The 24,119-nt window shown below is 57.9% G+C and carries 22 protein-coding genes; 3 read left to right on the top strand and 19 right to left on the bottom strand.

All coding sequences use genetic code 11. From position 1 onward, the window contains the following. Nucleotides 1-43: 43 nt before the first annotated feature. The 4 genes from QFI97_RS22400 to xseB all read right to left on the bottom strand — a co-directional run bounded on the left by QFI97_RS22400 (nucleotide 44) and on the right by xseB (nucleotide 4,110). Nucleotides 44-1,018, bottom strand: coding sequence for an aldo/keto reductase (locus QFI97_RS22400; RefSeq protein ID WP_095094359.1), 975 nt, complete (start codon nucleotides 1,016-1,018; stop codon nucleotides 44-46). A gap of 68 nt (nucleotides 1,019-1,086) precedes the next feature. Continuing rightward, nucleotides 1,087-2,949 carry a 1-deoxy-D-xylulose-5-phosphate synthase gene (gene dxs, locus QFI97_RS22395; protein WP_095094361.1) on the bottom strand — a complete coding sequence of 621 codons (1,863 nt, stop codon included), beginning with the start codon at nucleotides 2,947-2,949 and terminating at the stop codon, nucleotides 1,087-1,089. An 18-nt stretch (nucleotides 2,950-2,967) separates the two neighbouring features. Continuing rightward, complete coding sequence (ispA, locus tag QFI97_RS22390) at nucleotides 2,968-3,867, bottom strand: (2E,6E)-farnesyl diphosphate synthase (RefSeq protein WP_095094363.1); 900 nt, start codon at nucleotides 3,865-3,867, stop codon at nucleotides 2,968-2,970. Continuing rightward, a complete protein-coding gene (gene xseB / locus QFI97_RS22385) occupies nucleotides 3,868-4,110 on the bottom strand; it encodes an exodeoxyribonuclease VII small subunit (RefSeq protein WP_346432011.1) in 243 nt (80 codons plus the stop codon). 281 nt (nucleotides 4,111-4,391) lie between these two features. Here xseB and thiI point away from each other — a divergent pair, with 281 nt between their 5' ends. Continuing rightward, the gene (thiI, locus tag QFI97_RS22380; protein ID WP_346432010.1) at nucleotides 4,392-5,840 is read left to right on the top strand and encodes a tRNA uracil 4-sulfurtransferase ThiI; all 1,449 of its coding nucleotides are present in this window, start codon (nucleotides 4,392-4,394) and stop codon (nucleotides 5,838-5,840) included. A 110-nt stretch (nucleotides 5,841-5,950) separates the two neighbouring features. On the opposite strand, the gene yajL is transcribed toward thiI, so the two are convergent. Both yajL and panE read right to left on the bottom strand, forming a co-directional pair. Next, nucleotides 5,951-6,544: a protein deglycase YajL gene (yajL, locus tag QFI97_RS22375; RefSeq protein WP_095094369.1), complete on the bottom strand. Its 594-nt coding sequence runs from the start codon at nucleotides 6,542-6,544 to the stop codon at nucleotides 5,951-5,953. Next, on the bottom strand, nucleotides 6,507-7,418 hold the full coding sequence (panE, locus tag QFI97_RS22370; RefSeq protein WP_095094371.1) for a 2-dehydropantoate 2-reductase: 912 nt from the start codon (nucleotides 7,416-7,418) through the stop codon (nucleotides 6,507-6,509). Before panE ends, yajL begins: the two co-directional genes overlap by 38 nt. 198 nt (nucleotides 7,419-7,616) lie before the next feature. Between panE and QFI97_RS22365 the strand changes: the two genes are divergently transcribed. Continuing rightward, nucleotides 7,617-8,108: a YajQ family cyclic di-GMP-binding protein gene (locus tag QFI97_RS22365; RefSeq protein ID WP_041144301.1), complete on the top strand. Its 492-nt coding sequence runs from the start codon at nucleotides 7,617-7,619 to the stop codon at nucleotides 8,106-8,108. Nucleotides 8,109-8,136: 28 nt separating this feature from the next. Here the strand turns inward: QFI97_RS22365 and QFI97_RS22360 are convergent, their stop codons facing one another. The 8 genes from QFI97_RS22360 to QFI97_RS22325 form a co-directional block, all read right to left on the bottom strand. After that, nucleotides 8,137-9,501 carry an MFS transporter gene (locus tag QFI97_RS22360; RefSeq protein WP_095094373.1) on the bottom strand — a complete coding sequence of 455 codons (1,365 nt, stop codon included), beginning with the start codon at nucleotides 9,499-9,501 and terminating at the stop codon, nucleotides 8,137-8,139. A 156-nt stretch (nucleotides 9,502-9,657) separates the two neighbouring features. Further along, the gene (locus tag QFI97_RS22355) at nucleotides 9,658-10,836 is read right to left on the bottom strand and encodes a Gfo/Idh/MocA family protein (RefSeq protein WP_346432009.1); all 1,179 of its coding nucleotides are present in this window, start codon (nucleotides 10,834-10,836) and stop codon (nucleotides 9,658-9,660) included. Nucleotides 10,837-11,150: 314 nt separating this feature from the next. After that, the gene (locus tag QFI97_RS22350; protein ID WP_346432008.1) at nucleotides 11,151-12,515 is read right to left on the bottom strand and encodes an MFS transporter; all 1,365 of its coding nucleotides are present in this window, start codon (nucleotides 12,513-12,515) and stop codon (nucleotides 11,151-11,153) included. A 10-nt stretch (nucleotides 12,516-12,525) separates the two neighbouring features. After that, nucleotides 12,526-13,344, bottom strand: coding sequence for a sugar phosphate isomerase/epimerase family protein (locus QFI97_RS22345; RefSeq protein WP_095094381.1), 819 nt, complete (start codon nucleotides 13,342-13,344; stop codon nucleotides 12,526-12,528). Between the two features lie 65 nt (nucleotides 13,345-13,409). Then, a complete protein-coding gene (locus QFI97_RS22340) occupies nucleotides 13,410-15,113 on the bottom strand; it encodes an FAD-dependent oxidoreductase (protein ID WP_346432007.1) in 1,704 nt (567 codons plus the stop codon). Between the two features lie 10 nt (nucleotides 15,114-15,123). Beyond that, a complete protein-coding gene (locus QFI97_RS22335; protein ID WP_128878934.1) occupies nucleotides 15,124-15,444 on the bottom strand; it encodes an NIPSNAP family protein in 321 nt (106 codons plus the stop codon). A gap of 13 nt (nucleotides 15,445-15,457) precedes the next feature. Further along, nucleotides 15,458-17,134 (bottom strand): FAD-dependent oxidoreductase, encoded by a 1,677-nt coding sequence (locus tag QFI97_RS22330; protein WP_346432006.1) that lies wholly within the window; start codon nucleotides 17,132-17,134, stop codon nucleotides 15,458-15,460. Next, complete coding sequence (locus tag QFI97_RS22325) at nucleotides 17,131-17,952, bottom strand: shikimate dehydrogenase family protein (RefSeq protein ID WP_346432005.1); 822 nt, start codon at nucleotides 17,950-17,952, stop codon at nucleotides 17,131-17,133. The genes QFI97_RS22330 and QFI97_RS22325 overlap by 4 nt, the downstream gene beginning before the upstream one ends. 152 nt (nucleotides 17,953-18,104) lie before the next feature. Here QFI97_RS22325 and QFI97_RS22320 point away from each other — a divergent pair, with 152 nt between their 5' ends. Next, entirely contained in the window at nucleotides 18,105-18,863 is a 759-nt protein-coding gene (locus tag QFI97_RS22320) for an IclR family transcriptional regulator domain-containing protein (protein WP_095094390.1), read from the top strand. A 53-nt stretch (nucleotides 18,864-18,916) separates the two neighbouring features. Here QFI97_RS22320 and cyoE read toward each other — a convergent pair whose 3' ends face one another. The 5 genes from cyoE to cyoA are packed head-to-tail and all read right to left on the bottom strand — an operon-like array spanning nucleotide 18,917 to nucleotide 23,704. After that, nucleotides 18,917-19,804: a heme o synthase gene (gene cyoE / locus QFI97_RS22315; RefSeq protein ID WP_095094392.1), complete on the bottom strand. Its 888-nt coding sequence runs from the start codon at nucleotides 19,802-19,804 to the stop codon at nucleotides 18,917-18,919. Nucleotides 19,805-19,815: 11 nt separating this feature from the next. Further along, nucleotides 19,816-20,145 (bottom strand): cytochrome o ubiquinol oxidase subunit IV, encoded by a 330-nt coding sequence (locus tag QFI97_RS22310; protein WP_041144311.1) that lies wholly within the window; start codon nucleotides 20,143-20,145, stop codon nucleotides 19,816-19,818. After that, nucleotides 20,145-20,756, bottom strand: coding sequence for a cytochrome o ubiquinol oxidase subunit III (locus QFI97_RS22305; RefSeq protein WP_095094394.1), 612 nt, complete (start codon nucleotides 20,754-20,756; stop codon nucleotides 20,145-20,147). Before QFI97_RS22305 ends, QFI97_RS22310 begins: the two co-directional genes overlap by 1 nt. Further along, on the bottom strand, nucleotides 20,746-22,737 hold the full coding sequence (cyoB, locus tag QFI97_RS22300) for a cytochrome o ubiquinol oxidase subunit I (RefSeq protein ID WP_095094397.1): 1,992 nt from the start codon (nucleotides 22,735-22,737) through the stop codon (nucleotides 20,746-20,748). The genes QFI97_RS22305 and cyoB overlap by 11 nt, the downstream gene beginning before the upstream one ends. Before the next feature lie 19 nt (nucleotides 22,738-22,756). Continuing rightward, nucleotides 22,757-23,704, bottom strand: a complete 948-nt coding sequence (cyoA, locus tag QFI97_RS22295; protein ID WP_041144314.1) for a cytochrome o ubiquinol oxidase subunit II — start codon at nucleotides 23,702-23,704, stop codon at nucleotides 22,757-22,759. Between the last annotated feature and the right edge of the window lie 415 nt (nucleotides 23,705-24,119).

The raw sequence follows: 24,119 nt of genomic DNA, 5'->3' as shown, positions 1-24,119 counted from the left end.
AGCGCTTTGCTTGCCGGGGCTCTGGGTTAACGCAGCCGGCGGGCTATTTGAATCCGACAACCGGATGCGGCCTGTACGGTGCTTCCAGCTTTTCCACCTGCTCCGGCGTCAGGGTTAAATCAACCGCATTCAGCAGCTCATCCAGCTGATCCTGACGCGAGGCACCGATAATCGGCGCGGCCACGCCGGGTTTGCTCAGCAGCCACGCCAGCGCCACCTGCGCCCGCCCGACGCCCAGCTCCTCTGCAACTTCGGCGAGATTCGCCGCGATCAGCTCATCGTTGCTATCGGTGGCGCTGTACAGCGACTGGCCAAACTCGTCGGAAACCAGCCGTGCGGTGGTTTCCCCCCACGGGCGGGTCAGCCGGCCGCGCGCCAGCGGACTCCAGGGAATAACCGATACCCCTGCGCGGTTGCACAGCGGCAGCATCTCGTTTTCTTCTTCGCGGTAAATCAGGTTGTAATGATCCTGCATGGTGACGAAGCGCGCCCAGCCGTTACGCTCCTGCAGCTCCAGCGCCTGGGCAAACTGGCGGGCATGCATCGACGAGGCGCCGATATAGCGCGCTTTACCCGCCTTAACCACCTCGTTCAACGCCTCGAGGGTCTCCTCAATGGGCGTGGCGTAATCCCAGCGGTGGATTTGCAGCAGGTCAACATACTCCATGCCCAGGCGCCGCAGGCTGTCGTCGATAGAGCGGAGAATTTGCGCGCGGGAGAGGCCTTCCGGCAGGTCCCCCACCTGGTGGTAAACCTTGGTGGCGACCACGACTTCGTCGCGGCGGGCAAAGTCGCGCAGGGCGCGGCCTACGATCTCTTCGCTGCTGCCCTCGGAGTAGCTGTTGGCGGTATCAAAAAAGTTGATGCCGCCTTCCAGAGCGCGCTGGATCAGCGGGCGGCTGCTCTCTTCCGGTAGCGTCCAGGCGTGTTTGCCCCGATCCGGCTCGCCGAAGGTCATGCAGCCGAGGCAAAGTCGGGAAACCCGGAGGTCGGTCGCTTCTGGGGTGATGTATTGCATAGCTGCGCTCCTGCTCTTTGCTTAATGGAATTCCTTTAAGCATAGCAGGAGCGTTATCGAGGGAGGGATCAGGCCAGCCAGGCGATGATTTTGGCTTCAATACCTGCGGCATCGAGACCGAGGTCAACGTGAACTTCTTCCTGGGTTCCCTGGGGGATAAAGAAGTCCGGCAGACCGATATTCAGCACCGGCACCGCGCGACGATGCGCCATCAGCAGCTCATTAACGCCGCTGCCCGCGCCGCCCATGATCGCATTCTCTTCCAGCGTGACCAGCGCCTCGTGCCCGGCGGCCAGCTGCAAAATCAGCGCGTTATCAAGCGGTTTCACAAAGCGCATATCCACCAGCGTGGCGTTGAGCTTTTCCGCCACCTGAGCGGCTTCCGGCAGCATGGTACCGAAGTTAAGGATCGCAATTTTCTCGCCTTCGCGCTTAACGACGCCCTTGCCGATCGGCAGCAAAGCCAGCGGCTCCAGCGTTGCCCCGGTACCCGTTCCGCGCGGATAGCGCACCGCGCTAGGGCCGTCGCCGTAGTGATAGCCGGTATACAGCATCTGGCGGCATTCGTTCTCGTCGCTCGGCGTCATGATGACCATCTCCGGAATACAGCGCAGGAAGGAGAGGTCGAAGGCGCCCTGGTGCGTCTGACCGTCGGCGCCGACGATGCCGGCACGGTCGATGGCAAACAGCACCGGCAGCTTCTGGATAGCGACATCGTGGATCACCTGATCGTAGGCGCGCTGCAGGAAGGTGGAGTAAATGGCCACCACCGGCTTGTAGTCGCCGATCGCCAGGCCGGCGGCGAACGTCACCGCGTGCTGTTCCGCAATCGCCACATCGAAATACTGGTCAGGGTATTTTCTGGAAAACTCGACCATCCCCGAGCCTTCGCGCATCGCCGGGGTCACGGCCATCAGCTTGCTATCTTTCGCCGCGGTTTCGCACAGCCAGTCGCCGAAAATTTTCGAATAAGAGGGCAGGCCGCCGCTGCTTTTTGGCAGCACTCCGCTGGTATGGTCAAACTTAGGCACCGCGTGGAAAGTGATCGGGTCCTTTTCCGCCGGCTCATAGCCGCGACCTTTTTTGGTCATAATATGCAGGAACTGCGGTCCTTTCAGATCGCGCATGTTCTTCAGCGTATTGACCAGCCCGAGCACATCGTGGCCATCCACCGGGCCGATGTAGTTAAAGCCCAGCTCTTCAAACAGGGTCCCGGGAACCACCATGCCTTTGATATGTTCTTCGGTGCGTTTGAGCAGCTCTTTAATCGGCGGTACGCCTGAGAAGACCTTCTTGCCGCCTTCGCGCAGGGTAGAGTACAGCTTGCCGGAAAGCAGCTGCGCGAGATGATTATTCAGCGCGCCGACGTTCTCAGAAATCGACATTTCGTTGTCGTTCAGCACGACCAGCAGATCGGGTTTGATATCGCCCGCGTGGTTCATGGCCTCAAACGCCATCCCGGCGGTGATCGCCCCGTCGCCAATGACGCAGACCGCGCGCCGCTGCTTGTCTTCTTTCGCTGCGGCAATGGCGACCCCAATGCCCGCAGAAATGGAGGTCGATGAGTGTCCGACGCTCAGCACGTCATATTCGCTTTCGCCGCGCCACGGGAACGGGTGCAGCCCGCCTTTCTGCCGAATCGTGCCGATTTTGTCACGACGGCCGGTCAGAATTTTATGCGGGTAGGCCTGGTGGCCGACGTCCCAAATCAGGCGATCAAAAGGGGTGTTATAGACGTAGTGAAGCGCCACGGTCAGTTCGACCGTGCCGAGGCCGGAGGCAAAATGCCCGCTGGAACGGCTGACGCTGTCCAGCAGGTAGCGCCGCAGTTCGTCGCACAGCTTCGGCAGGCTATCTTTCGGCAACAAACGCAGCTCCTGGGTGGAATCTACCAGCGCCAGGGTCGGGTATTTGGCAATATCAAAACTCATCAGAGACTCATTTATTGTTTATTTATCGCGCTGAATTATGTAATTCGCGAGCGCTTCCAGTGCCGTTGTATCCAGAGATTGCGCGGCCAGCTCATTTAGCGACTGACGGGCGTCTTCAATCAGGCCATGCGCTTTGTTCCGGGCTTGCTCAAGTCCCAGAAGCGCGGGGTAGGTACTTTTGCCCAACTGCTGATCGGCTCCCTGACGTTTGCCAAGGGTCGCAGTATCCCCTACCACGTCAAGAATGTCATCCTGGACCTGGAAGGCGAGGCCGATATTTTCCGCATAGCGATCGAGCGCCGGCAGCGCCGCACGGCCGCGTTCTCCGGCGCTCAGGGCGCCCATGCGCACCGCCGCGCGAATCAGCGCCCCGGTCTTATGGCGATGAATGCGCTTGAGCGCTTCGAGGTCAACCTGATGGCCTTCGGCTTCGAGATCCAGCGCCTGGCCGCCGCACATTCCGGCAACGCCGCTGGCCTGCGCCAGCTCGGAGACCATAGCCAGCCGGTCCCGATCCGGTACTTCCGGCATCGTCGCATCACTTAGTATAGAAAACGCCAGCGTTTGCAGGGCGTCTCCGGCAAGAATTGCGTTCGCTTCGCCAAATTTAATATGGCAGGTAGGCAGGCCGCGACGCAGATCGTCGTTGTCCATCGCCGGCAGATCGTCGTGCATCAGCGAATAGGCGTGGATGCATTCAACGGCCGCGGCCGGCGCGTCCAGGGTCGCGCGGCTGACGCCAAACATGTCGCCGGTGGCGTATACCAGGAAGGGGCGCAGGCGTTTGCCGCCTAATAATGCGCCGTACTGCATGGCCTCAACCAGCGGAGTGTTCTGAAACGGCAGCGGCGCAAGAAAACGGCGCAGCGCGTCGTTGGCCTGCGCAACGCAGGCCTGTAGCTGTTGTGGGAAATCCATCTATTCAGCGTCCGGCGTAAAAGGCGTCAGCGGCGTATCTTCGCTCTCTGCCAGCAGAATTTGTACGCGCTGCTCGGCCTGCTGCAGCCTGGCCTGTCCCTGACGCGCCAGCTGCACGCCGCGCTCAAACTCGCCGAGCGCTTCTTCTAACGGCAGAGCGCCGCTTTCCAGACGATTGACGATCTGCTCCAGCTCGCCCAGGGCGGTTTCAAAGCTGGCCGGGGCCTCATTTTTCTTTGGCATAGTGAATATAGACTCTTGTTATGTCGCGACAGCAGTATGGTAACGAAGTCACGTGGTTAAGCAAATATGCGCCTTATCCGGCAAGCGGCCCTGGCCTAAGCCCGATGCGCTCCCGGCGAACGTATCGCCCGGCGGCGGATGATTTAGCGTAAAACACGCAATGCCAGGTGAAAAGCTTCCATTAGTGGTATACTTCGCGCCCTGGATGCAGGCACCGCGGTGCACTGCAGTACATCTTTTGCTTAAAGCCCTGTCGGGCTTGCCAACGAACTATTGTCGCCATGAAGTTTATCATTAAATTGTTCCCGGAAATCACCATCAAAAGCCAATCTGTGCGATTGCGCTTCATTAAAATCTTAACCGGGAACATTCGTAACGTTCTCAAAAACTATGATGAGACGCTCGCCGTCGTTCGTCATTGGGATCATATCGAAGTTCGCGCGAAAGACGAAAATCAGCGTCCGGCTATTCGCGATGCGCTGACCCGAATTCCCGGTATTCACCATATCCTGGAAGTCGAAGACGTTCCCTTCACTTCGCTGCACGATATTTTTGAGCAAACGCTGCCGCTGTGGCGTGAGACGCTGGAAGGCAAAACCTTCTGCGTGCGCGTAAAGCGTCGCGGTAAGCATGAGTTTACCTCTATCGAAGTGGAACGCTACGTCGGCGGCGGTCTGAACCAGCATATCGAAACGGCCCGAGTTAAGCTGACCAACCCGGATATCACCGTCAATCTGGAGATCGAAAACGATCGCCTGCTGCTGGTGAAAGGGCGCTATGAAGGCATCGGCGGTTTCCCCATCGGCACCCAGGAAGACGTGCTGTCGCTGATCTCCGGAGGCTTCGATTCCGGCGTTTCCAGCTACATGCTGATGCGTCGCGGCTGCCGCGTGCACTACTGCTTCTTTAACCTCGGCGGCGCGGCGCACGAAATCGGCGTCCGTCAGGTCGCGCACTACCTGTGGAACCGCTTTGGCAGCTCCCACCGCGTGCGTTTTGTGGCGATTAACTTCGAGCCGGTGGTCGGTGAGATCCTCGAAAAAGTTGACGATGGTCAGATGGGCGTCGTGCTTAAGCGCATGATGGTTCGCGCCGCCTCCCAGGTGGCTGAACGCTACGGCGTGCAGGCGCTGGTGACCGGCGAAGCGCTGGGCCAGGTATCCAGCCAGACGCTGACCAACCTGCGGCTGATCGATAACGTCTCCGATACGCTGATCCTGCGTCCGCTGATCTCTCACGATAAAGAGCACATCATTAACCTGGCGCGCGAAATCGGCACCGAAGACTTTGCCCGCACCATGCCGGAATACTGCGGCGTGATCTCGAAGAGCCCGACCGTGAAGGCGGTGAAGGCGAAGATCGAAGCGGAAGAGCAGAACTTCGATTTCAGCATCCTGGATAAGGTGGTGGCGGAAGCCAATAACGTCGATATTCGCGATATCGCCCAGCAGACTCAGCAGGAAGTGGTTGAAGTTGAAACCGTCAGCGGTTTTGGCCCCAACGACGTGATTCTGGATATTCGCTCGGTTGACGAGCAGGATGACAGACCGCTGAAGGTGGAAGGCGTCGACGTGGTTTCGCTGCCGTTCTACAAGCTGAGCACCCAGTTCGGCAACCTAGACCAGAGCAAAACCTGGCTGCTGTGGTGCGAGCGTGGCGTAATGAGCCGCCTGCAGGCGCTGTATCTGCGCGAGCAGGGCTTTGAGAACGTGAAGGTCTATCGCCCGTAACCTGCGGATAGCGACGGTCACCCCGTGAGGCGCCACCCGGCGCGATCGGGGGAAGTCCCGGATAGCGGCAGCCATGCCTTATCCGGGCGACCGATCCTGCCCGTATCGGATCAGGCTTCGTAGTAGTTATATATTCCCGCCGCCATCACCAGCTGTGAAGCGACCTCATGCGCTTTTTCACGACTGACCAGCAGATCGATCATCTTGAGCGCAAAATCAATCGCCGTTCCCGGCCCCTGGCTGGTGAGCAGGTTAACCCGCGGGTCCCAGACCACGCGCTTATCCTGCCACTGCCCGGCGGGGATCTGCTCCTTCAGCGCCGGAAAGCCGGTCATGTTGCCGATCGGGAAAAGATTGTGCGGGACCAGCACCGTGGCGGCAGCGGCGCAGATGGCGGCGACGATCCGCCCGGAGAGATGAAACTGCCTGACCGTTTCCACCAGTAGCGGGCTATCGCGGAAGCATTCCGCGCCTTTGATGCCGCCGGGAAGAACGATAATGTCATAATCGCCGTCGGCAACTTCCACCAGCGGCGCATCGGCCAGCAGCTTAACGCCGCGCGAGCAGACAATGGTCAGGCTGCCGTCGCCGGCGACGCTGGCGGTAGTGACCTGCACCCCGCCGCGTACTAGTAAATCGATAGCGGTGACCGCTTCCGTCTCTTCGCTACCAGGGGCGAGGCAAATCAGTGCCGACGCGCTCATATTCATTCTCCTTACGCTTTACCTGTTCAAACATGCGGGCGTTTTCCGGTACGGCAAGGCCGTGGGCGCGGGCGCGCTTGAGCAGAAAACCGGTGATATAGTCGATTTCCGTATGACGCTGAGCGCGGATATCCTGCAGCATCGAAGAGATATTTTCTGCCGTACTTTCAATTATCTGATGGACATAAAATAGCAGGTTTTCCGGCGATGTATGTATTCCTTCGCGCTCCATCACGGCGGCGACTTCCCGGCAGATAGTCTCCACTTCCATCGCCGCGTCGCGTAAATCGCCGTTTTTGCAGTTGCGTAGCGCCGTCAGCGGATTAATCACGCAGTTGACCGCCAGCTTGCTCCAGAGCGCCGGCTGGATATTATTGTGCCAGGCCACGTCCGGCAGGACGTTTTGCAGCGTATCGGCAAGCGTGCTGTAGTCCTGCGGATACGCCCTCGCCGGGCCAATATGGGTGGTGCCGTTAGCCACGTGGACGATCACGTTGCCGTCGCGCCGCGCGGCCTGAGTGGTTGAAGCCAGCAGCAGGGGCTGCCTGACGCCTTTAAGCTCGTCGACGGTACCCATTCCGTTATGGATAAGCAGTATCGGTGATGAGGCCGGCAGGCGTTCGGCGAGGTTCTTTACCGCCGTAGAGACCTGCCAGGCCTTCAGGGTGACCAGCAGCAGATCGCTGCTGGCGAGAAAATCGGGATCGTTAGCGGTTAACGACTCATTAAAAATGCTGCCGTCAGTCTCGATCAGATTGACGCTGCAGAAAGGTTGTGGGACGCGTAACCACCCCTGGACATCATGTCCATGTTTACACAGCGCGGTCAGCCATAGCTGTCCAAGCGCACCGCATCCGAGTACGGTTACCTTCATTAATCCTCCTCACCTGCGACAATCCCAGGCACTCATAGCTAAAGTATATACTCGTTGTCCTTCCGGCTGCAGCCAATGCCGCTGCGGCTGGAGAAACCTGGAGCATAGCGCCGTCAGCTATGCTTGCGGGATAACCAGTTGAGTTATGCCGTGTTGCAGGTATTATGCAACGCAAAAGAAACGAAAGGAGAGGAAAAGATGCCATCTTTCGATATTGTCTCTGAAGTCGATCTTCAGGAAGTTCGAAACGCCGTAGAGAATGCGACCCGTGAAGTTGAATCGCGTTTTGATTTTCGCAACGTGGAAGCCAGTTTTGAGCTGAACGAAAAAAATGAGACCATCAAGGTTCTCAGCGAGTCTGATTTCCAGATTAACCAGCTGCTGGATATTCTCCGCGCTAAGCTGCTGAAGCGCGGCATTGAGGGCAGCTCTCTCGAGGTGCCGGAAGAGTTCGTGCACAGCGGTAAAACCTGGTTTGTCGATGCCAAACTGAAGCAGGGCATTGAGAGCACGATGCAGAAAAAAATCGTTAAGCTCATCAAGGACAGCAAGCTGAAGGTGCAGGCGCAGATTCAGGGCGAAGAGATCCGCGTGACCGGCAAGGCGCGTGACGATCTGCAGGCGGTGATGGCGCTGGTGCGCGGCGGCGATTTAGGCCAGCCGTTCCAGTTCAAGAACTTCCGCGACTAATAAAAAAGCGGGTTATCCCCGCTTTTTTTTAACTCCCTTTTATCGCCTGCTCAACCTCGAAGCGATTGGTCAGCTTGCTGTCGATTTTGACGTAGACCGAACGCTCTTCGGCCACCACCAGCGCCTGTTTTACCCCGTCGAGGGTCAGCAGACGCGTCTGCAGGGTATCATCCACGGCCACATCGCCCGGGATTTCAATTCTCAGACTGCTGACGTACGGCGGTTCGCTCATCGTTCCGGCAACCAGCAGCCACAGCATCGCCAGCAGCGCGCCGAGCAGGAACACGGTCTGCGAATCGAAGAAGCCGTCAACCCAGCCGCCGAGCGCGCCGCCAATCGCCACGCCGAGAAACTGGCTGGTTGAGTAGATGCCCATCGCGGTGCCTTTGTATCCGGCCGGCGACTCCTTGCTAATCAACGACGGCAGCAGCGCTTCCAGCAGGTTAAAGGCAAGGAAGAACAGCTGAACCCCCGCGACCAGCTCCCAGAAGTATCCGCCCGCGCCCCACAGGACGATTTCGGCCACCAGCAGCAGCGCGACGCAGAACAGAAAGACGTGCTTCATCTTGCGCTTCACTTCGGCATAGATGATAAACGGCACGACCGAGACAAAAGAGATAAGCATGGTCACCAGATAAATCTTCCAGTGCTCAGCGGCGGGGAAACCTGCGGCCTCCAGCTGGCCGGGAAGGGCGACGAACGTCGACATCAGCATGATGTGCAGGCACATAATGCCGAAATTGAGCTTCAGCAGCTTTGGCTCGGCGAGGACTTTGCTAAAGCAGTCTTTTACCATGCCTGATTCGCGGTTCAGGACGTGATTATGGCTGTTGGGCACCACCCACAGGGTGAGCAGAATGCCGATTGACGCGAGTCCGGCGATCATCCAGAACAGGGCGTGAAGGCCCAGCTGGTGGGTGACTATCGGCCCCAGCACCATGGCGATAGCAAAGGTCACGCCGAAGCTGACGCCAATAAAGGCCATCGCTTTCGTGCGGTTCTGTTCGCGGGTTAAATCGGAAAGGAGCGCCATGACCGCGGCGGCAATCGCCCCGGAGCCCTGCAGCGCCCGGCCGAGAATAATGCCCCAGATGGAGTCGCTGAGCGCGGCGATAATGCTGCCGATAACGAAGATCAGCAGGCCGCCAACGATCAGCGGTTTACGCCCGATACGGTCGGAAAGCAGGCCAAAGGGGATCTGAAACAGGGCCTGGGCCAGCCCATAGATCCCAATTGCGAGGCCGATAAGCGCCTCGCTGGCGCCCTGTAAAGCCATACCATAGGTGGTCAGAACCGGCAGAACCATAAACATGCCGAGCATACGCAGCGAGAATACGGTCCCCAAACCCCAGGTCGCGCGCAGCTCGCCTGGCGTCATTTTATTATCGTTCATTACCACCTCAATCGAAAAACTGCGCCTAGTGTAGTGGGGGGAGCCGAAAGCGTAAATAAATGTTTGTTTAACAGATATTACGGGTGTGTAGCGTGGTGAGGTAAGTGCGGTAGAAATAAAGAAACCGGTGGAGGAGGCCCCACCGGGATGCAGCATTTATTGTAAATTAAAGTCAACCCACTGGCCGCCGGCGTCGGCGGATTTGACGCATTGTTCAACCCAGTAGACGCCGTGTAATCCTGCTTCCACATTTGGGTACCAGAAGTCTGCCAGCAGCTGAGCGTCGCCGCGATCCGTCGCATCAATGGCGATAGCGAAGCGGCGGTAGAGGTTTGCCCAGGCTTCGAACAGCCCCTCCGGATGGCCGCCGCCGATGCGATCGTCCGCCAGCGCCTCGCGGCTGAGATAGGGCATTCCGCGTTCGAGGAGCCGTGCCGGTTCGCCCTGTACCTCATAGCTGAGCTGATTGGGACGCTCATCCCACCATTCGATGCTGGCCTTTTCCCCGACCACGCGCACCTTTTGCGAGTGCATTGCGCCGCTGTTGATCGCGCTGGTCCACATCGAACCGACGGCACCGTTGTCGTACTCCATCAGCACGAAGGCGTTATCTTCCAGCGGCGCCCGGGACTTAACGAAGCTCTGGCGGGAGCACATCAGGCGCTTAATGTTGAGCTGCGGCACCATGGTTTCGGCGATAAACAGCGGGTGCGTTGCGAGGTCGCCCAGCACGTAGCTTGGGCCTGCGTACTCCGGCGTCACCCGCCAGCGGGTGGACTCTGCCTGCAGTTCGACCGCCTCGTTATGAAAGCCGTGGGCGAACTGCATGGTGATCACCCGAATCTGGCCGAGCAGCCCTTCGGCGATCATCTGCCGCGCCTGCTGAACCATCTGATACCCGGCGTAGCCGTAGGTGACGCCTACGATCTTGTTGTGCCGGCGGCTCAGCGTCAGCAGTTCGTTGGCTTCGGCGGCGGTGAAGCACAGCGGCTTTTCGCAGATAACGTGCAGCCCGGCTTCCAGCGCGGCTTTAGCGATCGCGAAGTGGGTATTGTTTGGCGTGGTGACCGACACCGCCTCGACGCCATCGGGACGCCGCGCCTCCTCGCGAAACAGGGTTTGATAATCGGCGTAGCAGCGCTCTGGCGCGATGCCGAGCTGCTGGCCAAACTGGCGTCCGCGTTCGGCATCGATATCGAGTGCGCCCGCCAGCAGGGTAAAGACGTTGTCGCGCAGCGCCGCAGAGCGGTGGCTGTAGCCAATCTGGCTGGTGCCGCCGCCGCCGATCATCCCCCAGCGCAGGGAACGGGACAGGGGTTTCATGCCGTTTAACATGGAGCTCTCCTTTCAAAAAACACGGGTGTCAGGGGGAACGTTGGGTGATTCCTGCCGCTTGTGCCGTCGACGGGGCATATTTCGGCATCCACATTATGGAATCGTTTATTTCATTTTATTATTGTTTTGGAATTTATTTTTCGTTTGTGCGAGGGCGATCGAAAAATGGCCGTAGCGAGGAGGAAATGAAGGCGCGGCGCAGCTTTCTGCTGCGCCGCCTGCTTCTCAGATCGTACGTGAGGTGGGGCGAGGGGGTGCCGCAATATTCCTGGAGGCAGCCTCTCCGGCGGTAATAGCGGCAGGAGGTATATTATTCACGACGCGCTCCTGGCTGCGGCGGATGAAGCGGTATCGTTCGCGTGGGGGCCATCGGCAAACAGCTCTTTTGCAATAAGCCCTGCTACGGTCAGAGCCGCCGGAATACCGAGGATCAAAAAGACACTTTCAAAGCTGAGGTTTAGCGCCATCATTTCGGCGCCGGCAAAGGCGCTGATAATAGCCCCGACGCGGCCGATGCCGTGCATCCAGCTGGAGCCGGTGGCTCGCGCCTGGGTCGGATAAAAGCGCGCAGAGAGCGCGTTCATCCCGGTATTGCCGCCGTTCAGACAGGCTCCGCTAATAAAGGCCAGCAGGCATAGAAGGGTAAAGCTGGCCGCGGCGTAGCCCATTGCCATCGTGAAAATCCCGCCAATGGCAAAAATGACCGCCAGCGCACGGTGCGGGTTAATGCGGTCCATCAGCCAGCCGGCAAACAGCGAGCCCAGGGTTCCGCCGGCCTGATATATGGCGGTCATGATTGCCGCCTGGCTTACCGTCATGCCGACCTCTTTAACCAGCGTCGGCAGCCAGCTGCCCAGCAGATAGACCAGAAAGAGCCCCATAAAATAGACCAGCCACAGCATCAGCGAGCCGAAGCGATACCGGCGGGAGAGCACGATGCGCATTGCGCTGCCGCTGACGGGCTGCGCTGGCAGGGTAAACTCCGCGTCATCGGCGATTTGTCCGGGATAAAGCCGCCGTAAAATCGTGCGGACCCGCGCCGCCGGAGCGCCCTTAATCACCAGAAAACGCACTGATTCCGGTAGCTTCCAGATAAGCAGCGGCGCAAACAAAATAGGCAGCACGCCACCTAAGGCCATTAAGGAGTGCCAGCCAAACCGCGGGATCAACCACGAGGCGGAAAATCCTCCCGCCGCCGCGCCGAAGGTGAAGCCGCAAAAGATAATCGTAATAATGAAAGATCGCCGTCGCTCCGGCGCATATTCTGAGACCAGGGTCCCCATGTTCGGCATCGCGGCCCCCAGTCCGAGTCCGGTCATAAAGCGAAAGAAGATCATCTGATCGATATTTTGTGAAAATGCGGTGGCGATGGTCCAGAAGCCAAAAAAGAAGACGCTGTTAACGATGATTTTTTTCCGTCCCAGCCAGTCGGCAAGCGGGCCGGAAAAAATCGCTCCCAGCGCGAGGCCAATCAGCGCGGCGCTAATGACAAAGCCGAGCTCATGGTTGGTGACCCCCCATTCCTGTTTCAAGGTGGGGGCGATAAAACCCATAATCGCGATATCAAAACCGTCCAGCGCAATCACGCAGAAACCTAAGAAAACCACCAGCTTCTGATAGCGGCTCAAGGGGTTATGGTTAATTAACTCTCTGACATCCAGGCGTTGAGTCTGTGTCATAGTGCCTCCCTCAGGCGGATGGCTGCAGATAGGTCTGCGCGGCCTTGAACAGCAGCTGCGCGCGCTCAAGCGCGGGCAGGGCGCCCCGGTCGCCGCTTAACGGCACCTCGAGAGAGACGGCGAGAGTCGCCGGAAGGGCGGCCATCAGGCCAGGTAGATCGAGCCCGCCCTCGCCGGGAATGTTACGCGCGGCGCGGGCCTGATGGATAAGCTCCTGCTCATCGCTCGGGATAGCTGACGGAGCGTCACACAGCTGCATATAGTTCAGGTAATGGTGCGGGAGGCGGGAGAGCGCTTCAAGCGATTCACCCCCTCGCCAGAAATGGATGGCGTCGATCAGAATACCAACATCCGATCTGCCGCTGGCGTCAATCAAGCTGCGGGCAGCGGCAATAGTGCGCAGGCAGGTCCACGGCATGGGTTCGAGATTCATCGTTAAACCATACTCTTGACCCGCCTGCGCCAGCGCCGCGAGGTTATCCGCGCTACGGTTGAGATGGCTATCGTTGCCGGCGACCAGCACCTGTTTCGCCCCCAGCCGCTCGGCGGTTTGCATAAACAGACGCAGTCGCGCATCCAGCGCAAAGTCTGGCGTCAGGCGAACAATTTCAACATCGGAGACGCGAATGCCGGTATCGCGCAGCGCCGCTAAGGTTTCGCGAACGGTGGCGGTATCGCCGAGCATGTCGTAGTTTGGGTCGGATGGCGTGGCGGGAAGTAGCCGCAGTCCGACGTGGGTAAAGCCGGTTTGGGCGGCAATCCGCACCTGTTCCGGCGGCGAAACATCCAGCAGGGTCAGTGCGGCGAGTGATAGGGTACGCATGTTCATAAGGACTCCGGTACAGTGGCAGGTGGTTGTTGTTATGTGTACTACCGTCCCTGGCGAGGTGTGATTTACTGCATTGTTTTATTTATGTTTTCCGTCAGATTTTTACCAACAAGATAACCAAAGGTCATCGCCGGACCGAGCGTAATACCGCCGCTGGGATAGTATCCCCGCATCACGCTCGACATATCGTTACCGATGGCATAGAGGCCGGCGATGGGCTGCTGCTGCGCATCCAGCACGCGGGCCTGTTCATCGGTTTTCAAGCCGCTAAACGATCCGAGCGAACCCGGCAGAATGCGTACCGCATAGAAAGGGGGTTGGCTCAGCGCGCCTAAGGTCGGGTGGTGAGGATTGGCGGCGTCGCCCTGGGCCTGGTTATAGGCCGAGGCTCCGCGCTGGAACTCATCGTCCCTGCCGCGGGCGGCGAAGGTATTAAAGCGGCTGATGGTCTCCTTCAACCGGACGCTATCAATAGCGCATTTTTCCGCCAGCGCCTCCAGCGTCTCGCCGGACTGCAGATAGCCGGTGCGAAGCCATGCCCTGGTCGAGAAAGGGGCCGGACGAGCATGGCCCAGACCATAGCGGCGCAGCGCCCGGCTGTCGGCAAGCAGCCACGCCTGCGGAGTTTCTCCGGGCGGCGTGGCCTCCAGCAGCGCGGCAATAAAGTCGTGATAGGAGTCGGCTTCGTTGGTGAAGCGCCTGCCGTTGGGCAGCACGGCGACAAACCCGGGCTTAGCGCGTTCCACCAGGTGCGGGAACGGCAGCTGCAGGCCGCTGGCGAGGGTGACGCGGGAAACCGGGGCCCAGGCCATCGCGTGTCTGAGAGAGTCGTCAAACTGACCGCCGACCGACTCTCCCAGGCGGATCCCGTCCCCCGCGTTGCCCGGCGGGGCGGCAGAGAAGTGGCCGTAGCCGTTTGCGGCGTGGGCGACATGCTGAGCCAGGCGCTGCTTATCGTGGGGGAAGCCGCCGCAGGCGAGAATAACCGCATTTGCGCTGACCTGAACTGGACCCTCATCGCCGCGTAATACCGCGCCGGTCACGCCGGCTGATGACGTTAAGAGACGTTCTACCGGCGCATTCAGCCGGAAGTTGACGCCGGCATCCAGCGCCGCGCGCAGCAGGCGCGCCATCAGCGCGTTGCCGTTGACCAGATGCCGTCCGCGACCGTGGCGTAAGCGCTGCCAGCCGTGGCGCAGCAGGCGCCGCGCGGCATACAGCGCGGAGCGCGGAGAGCGAGTGGCGTTAAAGAAATGCGTTATGTCGGCGCCGCCAGCAATCCCCATTCCCGCAAGGCTGATTGTCTCCAGCGGCGGCCTCAGTCGATGCAGCCAGTCGCCGAGCAGGCGGCCATCGAACGGCCGGGCGGTGACGGAACGTCCGCCCTGCGCGTAGCCTGGCGAGTTGTGAAAATCAGGCATTCGGCTGCCGGAAATAAACTGCACCGCCGTGTTATGGCGAAAGAAATCAATCATTTCCGGGCCGTAGCGAAGAAAAGTGAGCAGGCGGGCATCGGCGGATTGCCCCGCCATCTCGTGTTGAAGATAGGTGAGCGGCACGCTGGCGTCCTCTTCAATGCCTTCCTCGCGGGCCAGCGGATTGCGGGGGATCCACAGCCAGCCGCCGGACCAGGCGCTGGTGCCGCCAATCACCGACTCCTTTTCCGCCACCAGCACGCTGGCGCCGTTGAGGGCGGCGGTGACGGCGGCTGAGAGACCCGCCGCTCCGGAACCGACAATCAGCACATCTACTTTCACATGCCCGCTCATCTATGGCTCCTTATTGCAGCGGTGAAAAATCGGTAGGGCGCAGCAGAACGGACTCCAGGCGCTCGACGGCCGCCAGTTCGCGGTTTTTACGAGAGAAGGTGAGCCAGCGTTCGTCCTGCGCCATGCGCGCGCGGCGCACCAGACGATCGTCAAGGCTTTCATAAGCCCAGATATGCACGACCTGATTAACGACGCCAATCTCGGTAAAGAAAAAGCCAATCAGCTTGCCGAGGTGCTCGGTTTGCACGGCGTAGGCATCGCTTTTGTAGAGCGCCAGCCAGTCGGCCATTTTTAATGGGCTGATGGTGTAGGTACGTTTTTCGTAGATCATGAAACTCTCCTGATTAAAGTGCGGGTTGTTGCGCCAGGTGCGTGGCGCAGAGATAGCCGAAGGTGAGCGCCGGGCCGAGAGTGATTCCGGGACCGGGATAGGTCCCGGCCATCAGTGAATCCATATCATTGCCCACGGCATACAGCCCTCTAATGGGCTGACCTTGTTGATTAATGACCTGAGCATCGGCGGTGGTGACCAGCCCGCGTGAGGTGCCCAAATCACCGGTGTAGAGCGTGATGGCGTAAAAGGGGGCCGCGGCGAGCGGGGCGTTACAGGCGTTAGGCTGGTGGCCGGGATCGCCCATTACACGGTTATAGCTGTTGCCTCCTTTGGTAAATTCCGTATCGCTGCCGTTGGCGGCATCGCGGTTGTAGCGGCTAACGGTAGCGGTCAGGGTTTGTCCATCGATCCCCAGCGCTTGCGCGAGCTGAGCGAGAGAATCCGCTTTGTGCAGATAGCCGGCCTTTATCAGCGCGTCGTTATTAACCGGAGCCGGGCGCGCCAGCCCCAGGCCGTAGCGCTTCATGGCCAGCGCATCGCAAATCAGATAGCAGGGCGCATTTTCCTCCTGGCTTTGCATGGCGCTGGCGAAATGGTGGTAGGAGTTAGATTCATTCACGAAACGCACGGCGCGCTGGTTAACGGCAATGACGCCGGGCTTGGCGCGATCGGTGACGAGGTGCGGGAAACGCTCTTCGCTGCCATCCGCATGGCGTAAGACGGAGACCGGCGCCCAGAAAAAGTTTGACGGTAAATCGGCTCCTTGCCTGGCGTTAAGCGTCGCCGTCAGGCGAAAAGCCGCGCCGTCATTGGCGTCGGGTGACATGGTGTAGTGTTCGCGCGTTTTCGGCCGGTACCGCGCCGCCAGCTGGCCAGCGGCAAATCCCCCGGCGGCCAGCACCACGCCCTGGCGCGCATGCAGCACGCTTCTCTGGCCGGCATGCTCAATCTCGACGCCGGTGACTTCACCGTTGCTTGCGATTAGCGACGTAACGTTTACGTTCAGCTGCAGGCTCATGCCCTTGCGAAAGGCGAGGGCGGCCATCCGCGCAATTAAGGCATTACCCATCGCCAGCCGGGTTCCGCGAGGATATTTCAGGCGATCGCGGCCATAGCGCAGCAGTAGCTTTGTGCAGTGGGTAAATGAGCGGAGCGAGCGGCGCATATCGAGAAAATGCTGAATATCGACGCGGTTGACCATCATGCCGCCGAATAGCAGCATCCCCGGCGGAGGCGATCGCAGTTCGCGAAATCGTGAGCCAAGCCTGCGGCCGTCATATTCGACGACTTCAAGCGCGCGGCCAACGTCAACGGCGCCGGGTTCATCCGGGTAATAGTCGGGAGATAGCGGGCGCAGGCTGTATTTCACCGCGCCCTCTTTTTCCAGAAAGGCCAGCGCTTCACGGCCTGAACTGACGAAGGCATCCACCATCTCCGGGCGGTAGTGCCGTTCGCCGATAATCGTCTTCAGGTAGGTTTTTATCGCGTGTTCCGGGCCGCTTTTTCCCTGCCTGCGGGCCTGGTCGGTATCGTTGATCCATACGGCTCCGCCTGAAATGGCCGAGGTGCCGCCAAACTGAGCGGCTTTCTCCAGCATCAGTACCGAGAGCCCTTTACAGCACGCCGTCACCGCTGCGGCAAAACCGGCGGCGCCGCTGCCGATAACAATAACGTCCCAGCTTTTCATGCGATGGCCCCTTCTTCATGAGCGATGGCGCCAATGAACTGCCCCATCAGCTTCATCTGCGCTAACGCCATTTCAGGCCCGGTTTGCACCACGCAGCCCCGGGCTTGAGCGAAGGTCAGCAGGGGAGTCATCACCGGCGCGGTGACGACATCGGCGACATAAGTGGCGGCTTCCAGAGTATCCAGCAGGGTCTGCGGCAGCGGCAGCGCGTCAAAGCCGCTCATTCCGGCGGGGGAGCCGTTGACCAGCAAATCAATACCGTCCAGGGTGTCCGGCAGCGTGGCGAGGTGCAGCTCAGGAAAGCGAGTGGCCAGGCGGTTGTGCAGCAGCTGCAGAGTGGCCGAATTTTGGTCGTGGAGAGTCAGGTGGGTGATGCCCGCTTCGCATAAACCCCACGCGATGGCGCTCCCTACGCCGCCGCAGCCTGACAGCAGCGCTTTTTTTCCGCTGGCCTGAAAACCCCGCGTTTTTGCGGCAAGAAGAAAGCCGACGCCGTCCAGCATATCGCCCTGCAAGCGGCCGTCCGGCAGCTTACGCACCACGTTTACCGCGTTGAGGTGGCGCGCTCGCGGAGTGAGTTCATCGACCAGGGCGGCGACGCGCTGTTTGTGCGGAACGGTAACCAGCACGCCGCTCATATTCTGCCATCCACGTAACGCGTTCAGGTAATCAGCCACCGCCTCTGGCACGATATCAACCGGGATCATCACGCTGTCCTGGCTTTGCTCTGCAAAGTGACGGTTGAAATTCTCCGGTGATTTAACCTGGGTAATAGGGTGGCCGATGACGGCAACAACCTGAGTGGATCCACTGACCATTTCAAACCTCACTTGTTAAATGAATGTTGTGAAAGTATTTCAGTGGACGCTGGGAGCGGCAACGCAGAATTCGGACGTGTTGGTTGTTAATCGCACCATCACTGCGATAATCGCACTAAACTGATAGTCTTGTTGCAAAAGTGTGAACAACTATGCAAAACCAAATACATCCACGCGATTTGATCGTCGGGCTGCAAAAAGGGCTGGCGCTGATCCAGCTTTTTTCACGAGAGTATCCCCGTCTCTCCGTACCGCAGGCGGCAAAAATGAGCGGGCTGACGCAAAGCGCGGCGCGGCGATTCTTTCTCACGCTGCTGCATGAGCGCTACCTGCAGACCGACGGGCGCTACTACTGGCTTACGCCAAAAGCGCTGCGTCTGGGGCAGGCCTATGTTGATTCGGCCCAGTTCCCGCGGATGGTGCGGCCGATTGTCGAGTACATTGCCAGCCGCACGGAGGAGCACGCCTCGGTTGGGGTGATTGATGATGACGAGCTGGTTTATATCGCCCGCAGCAAACACACGCCGTTTAACTCCACCTCGGTTCGGCTGGGGGAGAGGGTACCGATTCACTGCACCGCCGGCGGACGTTTGTGGCTGGCATCGTTGCCGGAGGCAGAGTGCGAAACGGTCCTGCAGCGCATCAGGCGCGAACAGCGCACCCCTTATACGGTGACCGATATTGCGCCGCTGATGGAAAAGATCGCCCAAATCCGTCGCCAGGGATATGCCGCGATCGAGCAGGAGTTTGAAATTGGGATGTTAGTGCTGGCGGTGCCGCTGGCCGACAGGGAAGGGGTGTACTGGGGAGCGCTGAGCTTAACCAGCCATCTGTCGCGGACTTCGCTTGATGCCTTATGCCGCGATCATCTAGATTTACTCTACAGCGCGCAGGCGATGCTGATTAGCTAAGCGAGACAAATAAAAAACCCCGCCGGAGCGGGGTTTGTCAGAGAGCGACAATCTTATCCGACGTAGGCCAGCAGATTGTGCGAATTCGGCACCATAAAGTCGACGGACATCATCACCGACAGCGCGGTAATGGCGACGATGGAAAAGACGAACAGCTTACGCGCCCAGACTTTATCATCGGCCACTTTGTAACCGCGCAGCGCCATTCCTAGCCACCAGACGCTCACCGCGGCCGCCACGACCAGGTATTTGTACCCGGCATAGCCGCCCAGGGAGAGCATCAGCGTCGCGACGGCGAAAGCAATGATGTATACGGTGATATGGTTCTTGGCAACCGAGATACCTTTCACTACCGGCAGAACCGGAATGTTTGCCGCCTGATAATCCTTGAAGCGGAAAATCGCGATGGCATAGGAGTGAGGCATCTGCCACAGGCTAAAGATAGCCAGCAGAATGGCGGCACCGCTATCAAAATCGCCGGTAACCGCACAGTAGCCAATCACCGGCGGCGCAGCGCCGGAGAGAGAACCAATCAGCGTGCCGTAGACGGAGTGGCGTTTCATATACAGGCTGTAGACGCCGACATAAACCACGAACCCCATCACCCCCAGCCAGCAGGCCAGGGGATTAGCGCCAAACCACAGGAGCATGAAGCCAGCAATACCCAGCAAGGTGGCGTATACCAGCGAAGCTCCTGGCGAGATCAGCCCTTTGACCAGCACCCGGTTTTTCGTCCGTTCCATCTTACGATCGATATCACGGTCGATGTAGTTGTTGAATACACAACCCGAGGCGACCACCAGGGACACGCCAAGGAGCGTCCAGGCGAACAGCGGATAGTCGATGTGGCCTTTAGAGGCCAGCAGGAAACCGCCGATCACCGAGATCAGGTTGCCGAAAATGATGCCAGGTTTCGTTACTTGCAGGTATTGCTTAAACATACTCGCCGCTCTTAGTGCATCATCATGTTGTAGTTCAGGTTCCACATAATCCAGATGGAGCCGATAACAACGATAGCAATGATGATTACGGTGAAGATAAACGCGGTCAGGTTCCAACCTTCGTCAGATTTGCTGTTCATGTGCAGGAAGTACACCAGGTGTACCACGATCTGCACAACAGCAGTGACCAGGATAGTTCCCAGAATAGCCGCATGCGATGCGGAGCCACTCATAACCATAGCAAACGGAATGACCGTCAGAATGATCGACAGGATAAAACCTGTCATGTAGCTCTTAACGCTGCCGTGAGAAGCGCCGTTATGATCGGTAGAATGACTCATTACATTGCCCCCATCAGATAAACAACAGAGAACACGCAGATCCACACCACGTCCAGGAAGTGCCAGAACAGGCTCAGGCACATGATACGGGTACGGTTAGTTGGGGTCAGGCCGCGACGCGAAACCTGGAACATCAGCACCGCCATCCAGATAAGACCGGAAGTGACGTGCAGACCGTGCGTGCCTACCAGCGCGAAGAACGCTGACAGGAAGCCGCTGCGATCCGGACCCATACCTTCAACAATCAGATGATGGAATTCATAGAGCTCCATCGCGATGAACCCTGCCCCGAAGAGGAAGGTCAGCGCCAGCCAGGAAACGACCTGGCTCTTGTTGTTTTTGTACATGGCGATAGCCGCCATGCCGTAGGTGATGGAGCTGAACAGCAGCAGAGCAGTTTCAACCAGAACGAACGGCAGTTCGAAAATATCTTTACCGGTCGGGCCGCCCGCAGTGCCGTTCACCAGAACGGCATAAGTGGCGAACAGGCTAGCGAAGATAATGCAGTCGCTCATCAGGTAGATCCAGAAGCCGAATACCTTCATCGGCCCTGTATCGTGATGCCCGTGGTCGTGTCCGTGGGCGTTATGCGCAAGAGTATCAGTTGCCATTTTTCAGCCCCGCTTTGTTAATTTCATCGAAATGCTGACCTTCCAGTTTTTCGACTTCTGCAACCGGCACGTAGTAATCCACGTCTTCGTCAAAGCTCTTAATAATCCAGGTTACAACGATGCCGACAAAGCCAACAATCGCCATCCACCAGATATGCCAGATCATCGCGAAACCAAACACCGTAGCAAAGGCAGCAATAACGATGCCGGCGCCGCTGTTTTTCGGCATATGAATCTCTTCATAGCCTGCAGGTTTCTTGTACGCTTCGCCTTTTTCTTTCATTTCCCAGAACGCATCGCGCTCGTGGACGTTCGGAACGATAGCAAAGTTATAGAACGGCGGAGGTGAAGAGGTTGCCCACTCCAGAGTACGGCCGCCCCACGGGTCACCGGTCAGGTCGCGGTTTTGCTCGCGATCGCGGATAGAGACGTAGAACTGAATCAGCTGGCAGAGGATACCGCAAGCGATCAGCGCCGCGCCGCAGGCTGCAACAACCAGCATCGGGTGGAACTGCGGATCGATTTGCTGGCTCAGACGACGGGTCATCCCCATGAAGCCCAGCACGTACAGCGGCATAAACGCCACGAAGAAGCCGATGATCCAGAACCAGAACGCGCGTACGCCCCAGGTTTCGTTCAGCGTGAAGCCGAAGGCTTTTGGCCACCAGTAGGTCAGACCTGCGAAGCAGCCGAAGACCACGCCACCGATAATAACGTTATGGAAGTGGGCAATCAGGAACAGGCTGTTGTGCAGAACGAAGTCCGCGCCCGGTACCGCCAGCAGTACACCGGTCATGCCGCCTACGGAGAAGGTGACGATGAAGCCGATGGTCCACAGCATGGCAGAGTTCAGGACGATGCGTCCCTGGTACATAGTGAACAGCCAGTTGAAGATCTTCACCCCGGTCGGGATGGCGATAATCATGGTTGTAATACCGAAGAAGGCGTTTACGTTCGCGCCAGCACCCATGGTGAAGAAGTGGTGCAGCCAAACGATGAACGACAGAACGGTAATACAAATGGTTGCCCATACCAGCGAGGTATAGCCGAACAGACGCTTACGCGAGAAGGTGGCCGCGATTTCGGAGAACACGCCGAATACCGGCAGAACCAGAATGTACACTTCCGGGTGACCCCAGGCCCAAATCAGGTTGATGTACATCATCATGTTGCCACCCATATCGTTGGTAAAGAAATGGGTGCCCAGGTAGCGGTCCAGGGTCAGCAGCGCGACGGTGACGGTCAGAATTGGGAATGAAGCAATAATCAGGATGTTGGCGCACAGAGATGCCCAGGAGAATACCGGCATCTTGAACATCGTCATGCCAGGGGCACGCATCTTGATAATAGTCACAAAGAAGTTAATACCGGTTAAGGTTGTCCCGATACCGGAGAGCTGGAGAGCCCAGATCCAGTAATCGACCCCAACGCCCGGACTGTATTCGATTCCCGATAGCGGCGGGTAGGCCAGCCAACCGGTCTGCGCGAACTCACCGACGCCCAGAGACAGGTTAACCAGAATTACGCCAACAACGGTGAACCAGAAGCTCAGGTTGTTAAGGAACGGGAATGCCACGTCGCGCGCGCCGAGCTGCAGCGGAACAACGAGGTTCATCAGACCGATAACAAACGGCATCGCTACGAAGAAGATCATGATAACGCCGTGGGCGGTAAAGATCTGATCGTAGTGGTGAGGAGGCAGGAAGCCCGCATCCCCGGCCGAGGCCAGCACCTGCTGGCTACGCATCATGACGGCGTCAGCAAAGCCACGCAGCAGCATAACGATTGCTACGATGACGTACATGATACCGAGTCGTTTGTGGTCAACCGAAGTCAGCCACTCTTTCCATAGGTAGGACCACTTACCGAAGTAAGTGATTGCCGCCAGAAGCGCCAGTCCCCCGATGATGATTGCAGCTACCGTAATCACGATAATAGGTTCGTGATAGGGCACTGCATCCAGTGTTAGTTTTCCGAACATCGTTTTCTTCCTCGGTCCCTTAGTGAGCGGTTTCCGCGTGGCTCATGTCCATGCCTTCCATTCCTTCGTGCGCCGCGTGCTCGCCTTCAGGTTGGGACATGTCCATGCTCTTGCCGTGAGACATGAATTTGCCGATAACGTCTTTAAACAAATCTGGCTTCACGTTAGAGAAGTATTCCACTTTGTTGTATTCGCTAGGCGCAGCCACTTTTTCGAAGGCAGCCATGGAGTCCATGGTGTTCGAAGACTGTTTTACTTTCGCTACCCACTGATCGAAGGATGCACGATCCGGCGTGGCGAGAGCTTTGAACTTCATTCCTGAGAAGCCCGGGCCGCTATAGCTGGCGGAGATACCGTCATAAGTGCCAGTTTCGTTCGCGATGAGGTGCAGCTGAGTCTGCATCCCGGCCATTGCGTAAATCTGGCTGCCTAAACGTGGGATAAAGAACGAGTTCATCACGGAGTTAGAGGTCACTTTGAAGTGTACCGGTACGTTCGCCGGGAAGGCGATTTCGTTGACGGTAGCAATACCCTGTTCCGGATAGATAAAGAACCATTTCCAGTCCATCGAAACAACTTCGATGACGATCGGGTTCTCTTCGTGAGCTAGCGGTTTGCTTGGCTCTAATGCGTGAGTGGTTTTCCAGGTCAGAACGGCCAGGAACAGAATGATCAGGATAGGAACCGTCCAGACCACAGCTTCAACTTTGTTGGAGTGTGACCAGTTCGGGCTATACTTCGCATCTTTATTGCTCGCGCGATACTTCCAGGCAAATCCTACTGCCATTAAGACGGCGGGAATAACGACAATCATCATCAGGCCAAAGGCCGTCAGTATCAAAGAACGTTGCTCCAGTCCAATCTGTCCTTTTGGGTCAAGGAGCGCAGAATCACAACCACTGAGTAATACAGTACCTGCGATTAATGACATCCATCCCAAACTTTTATTGTATTTCCTAAGTCTCATTGAACGACCTCAATTCCACGGAATCTGGTGGCGCTTAAAGTGTGCGGGCATTTTACGGGAAGGTTGCATTACTGTAAACATGATTGGAGCTGTGTCAGTTCCGTGTTAGTGGGTTCTGCTTGCTTTGTCACATATGTAACCGAGTGTGACGCTGTCGCTTGCAAAGCCTGATTTGCGCTGGATCTATAACGAAAGGGATAAGAATGAAGTTACTTATGGGGGAATGAGTATAAACGTCGAGAAAATAGAACAACTAATTAACAATTAATTATCAAATAAAAGACATCGCCGGCGAGGCGAAATAAACGGCCTTTGCTGAATCGTTTAAATTATTTAATGAATTGAATAAAAGTTGTCAATAATTTCCCAAAATGTAAAACGCACAAAACAACAAATGAAAAAAGGAAAATATAAA

Origin of the sequence: Klebsiella scottii, assembly GCF_036561945.1 — a bacterium.
Taxonomy (GTDB): domain Bacteria; phylum Pseudomonadota; class Gammaproteobacteria; order Enterobacterales; family Enterobacteriaceae; genus Klebsiella; species Klebsiella scottii.
Note: the sequence above shows the minus strand (reverse complement) of the source record. Positions and strands in the feature narration are given on the sequence as shown.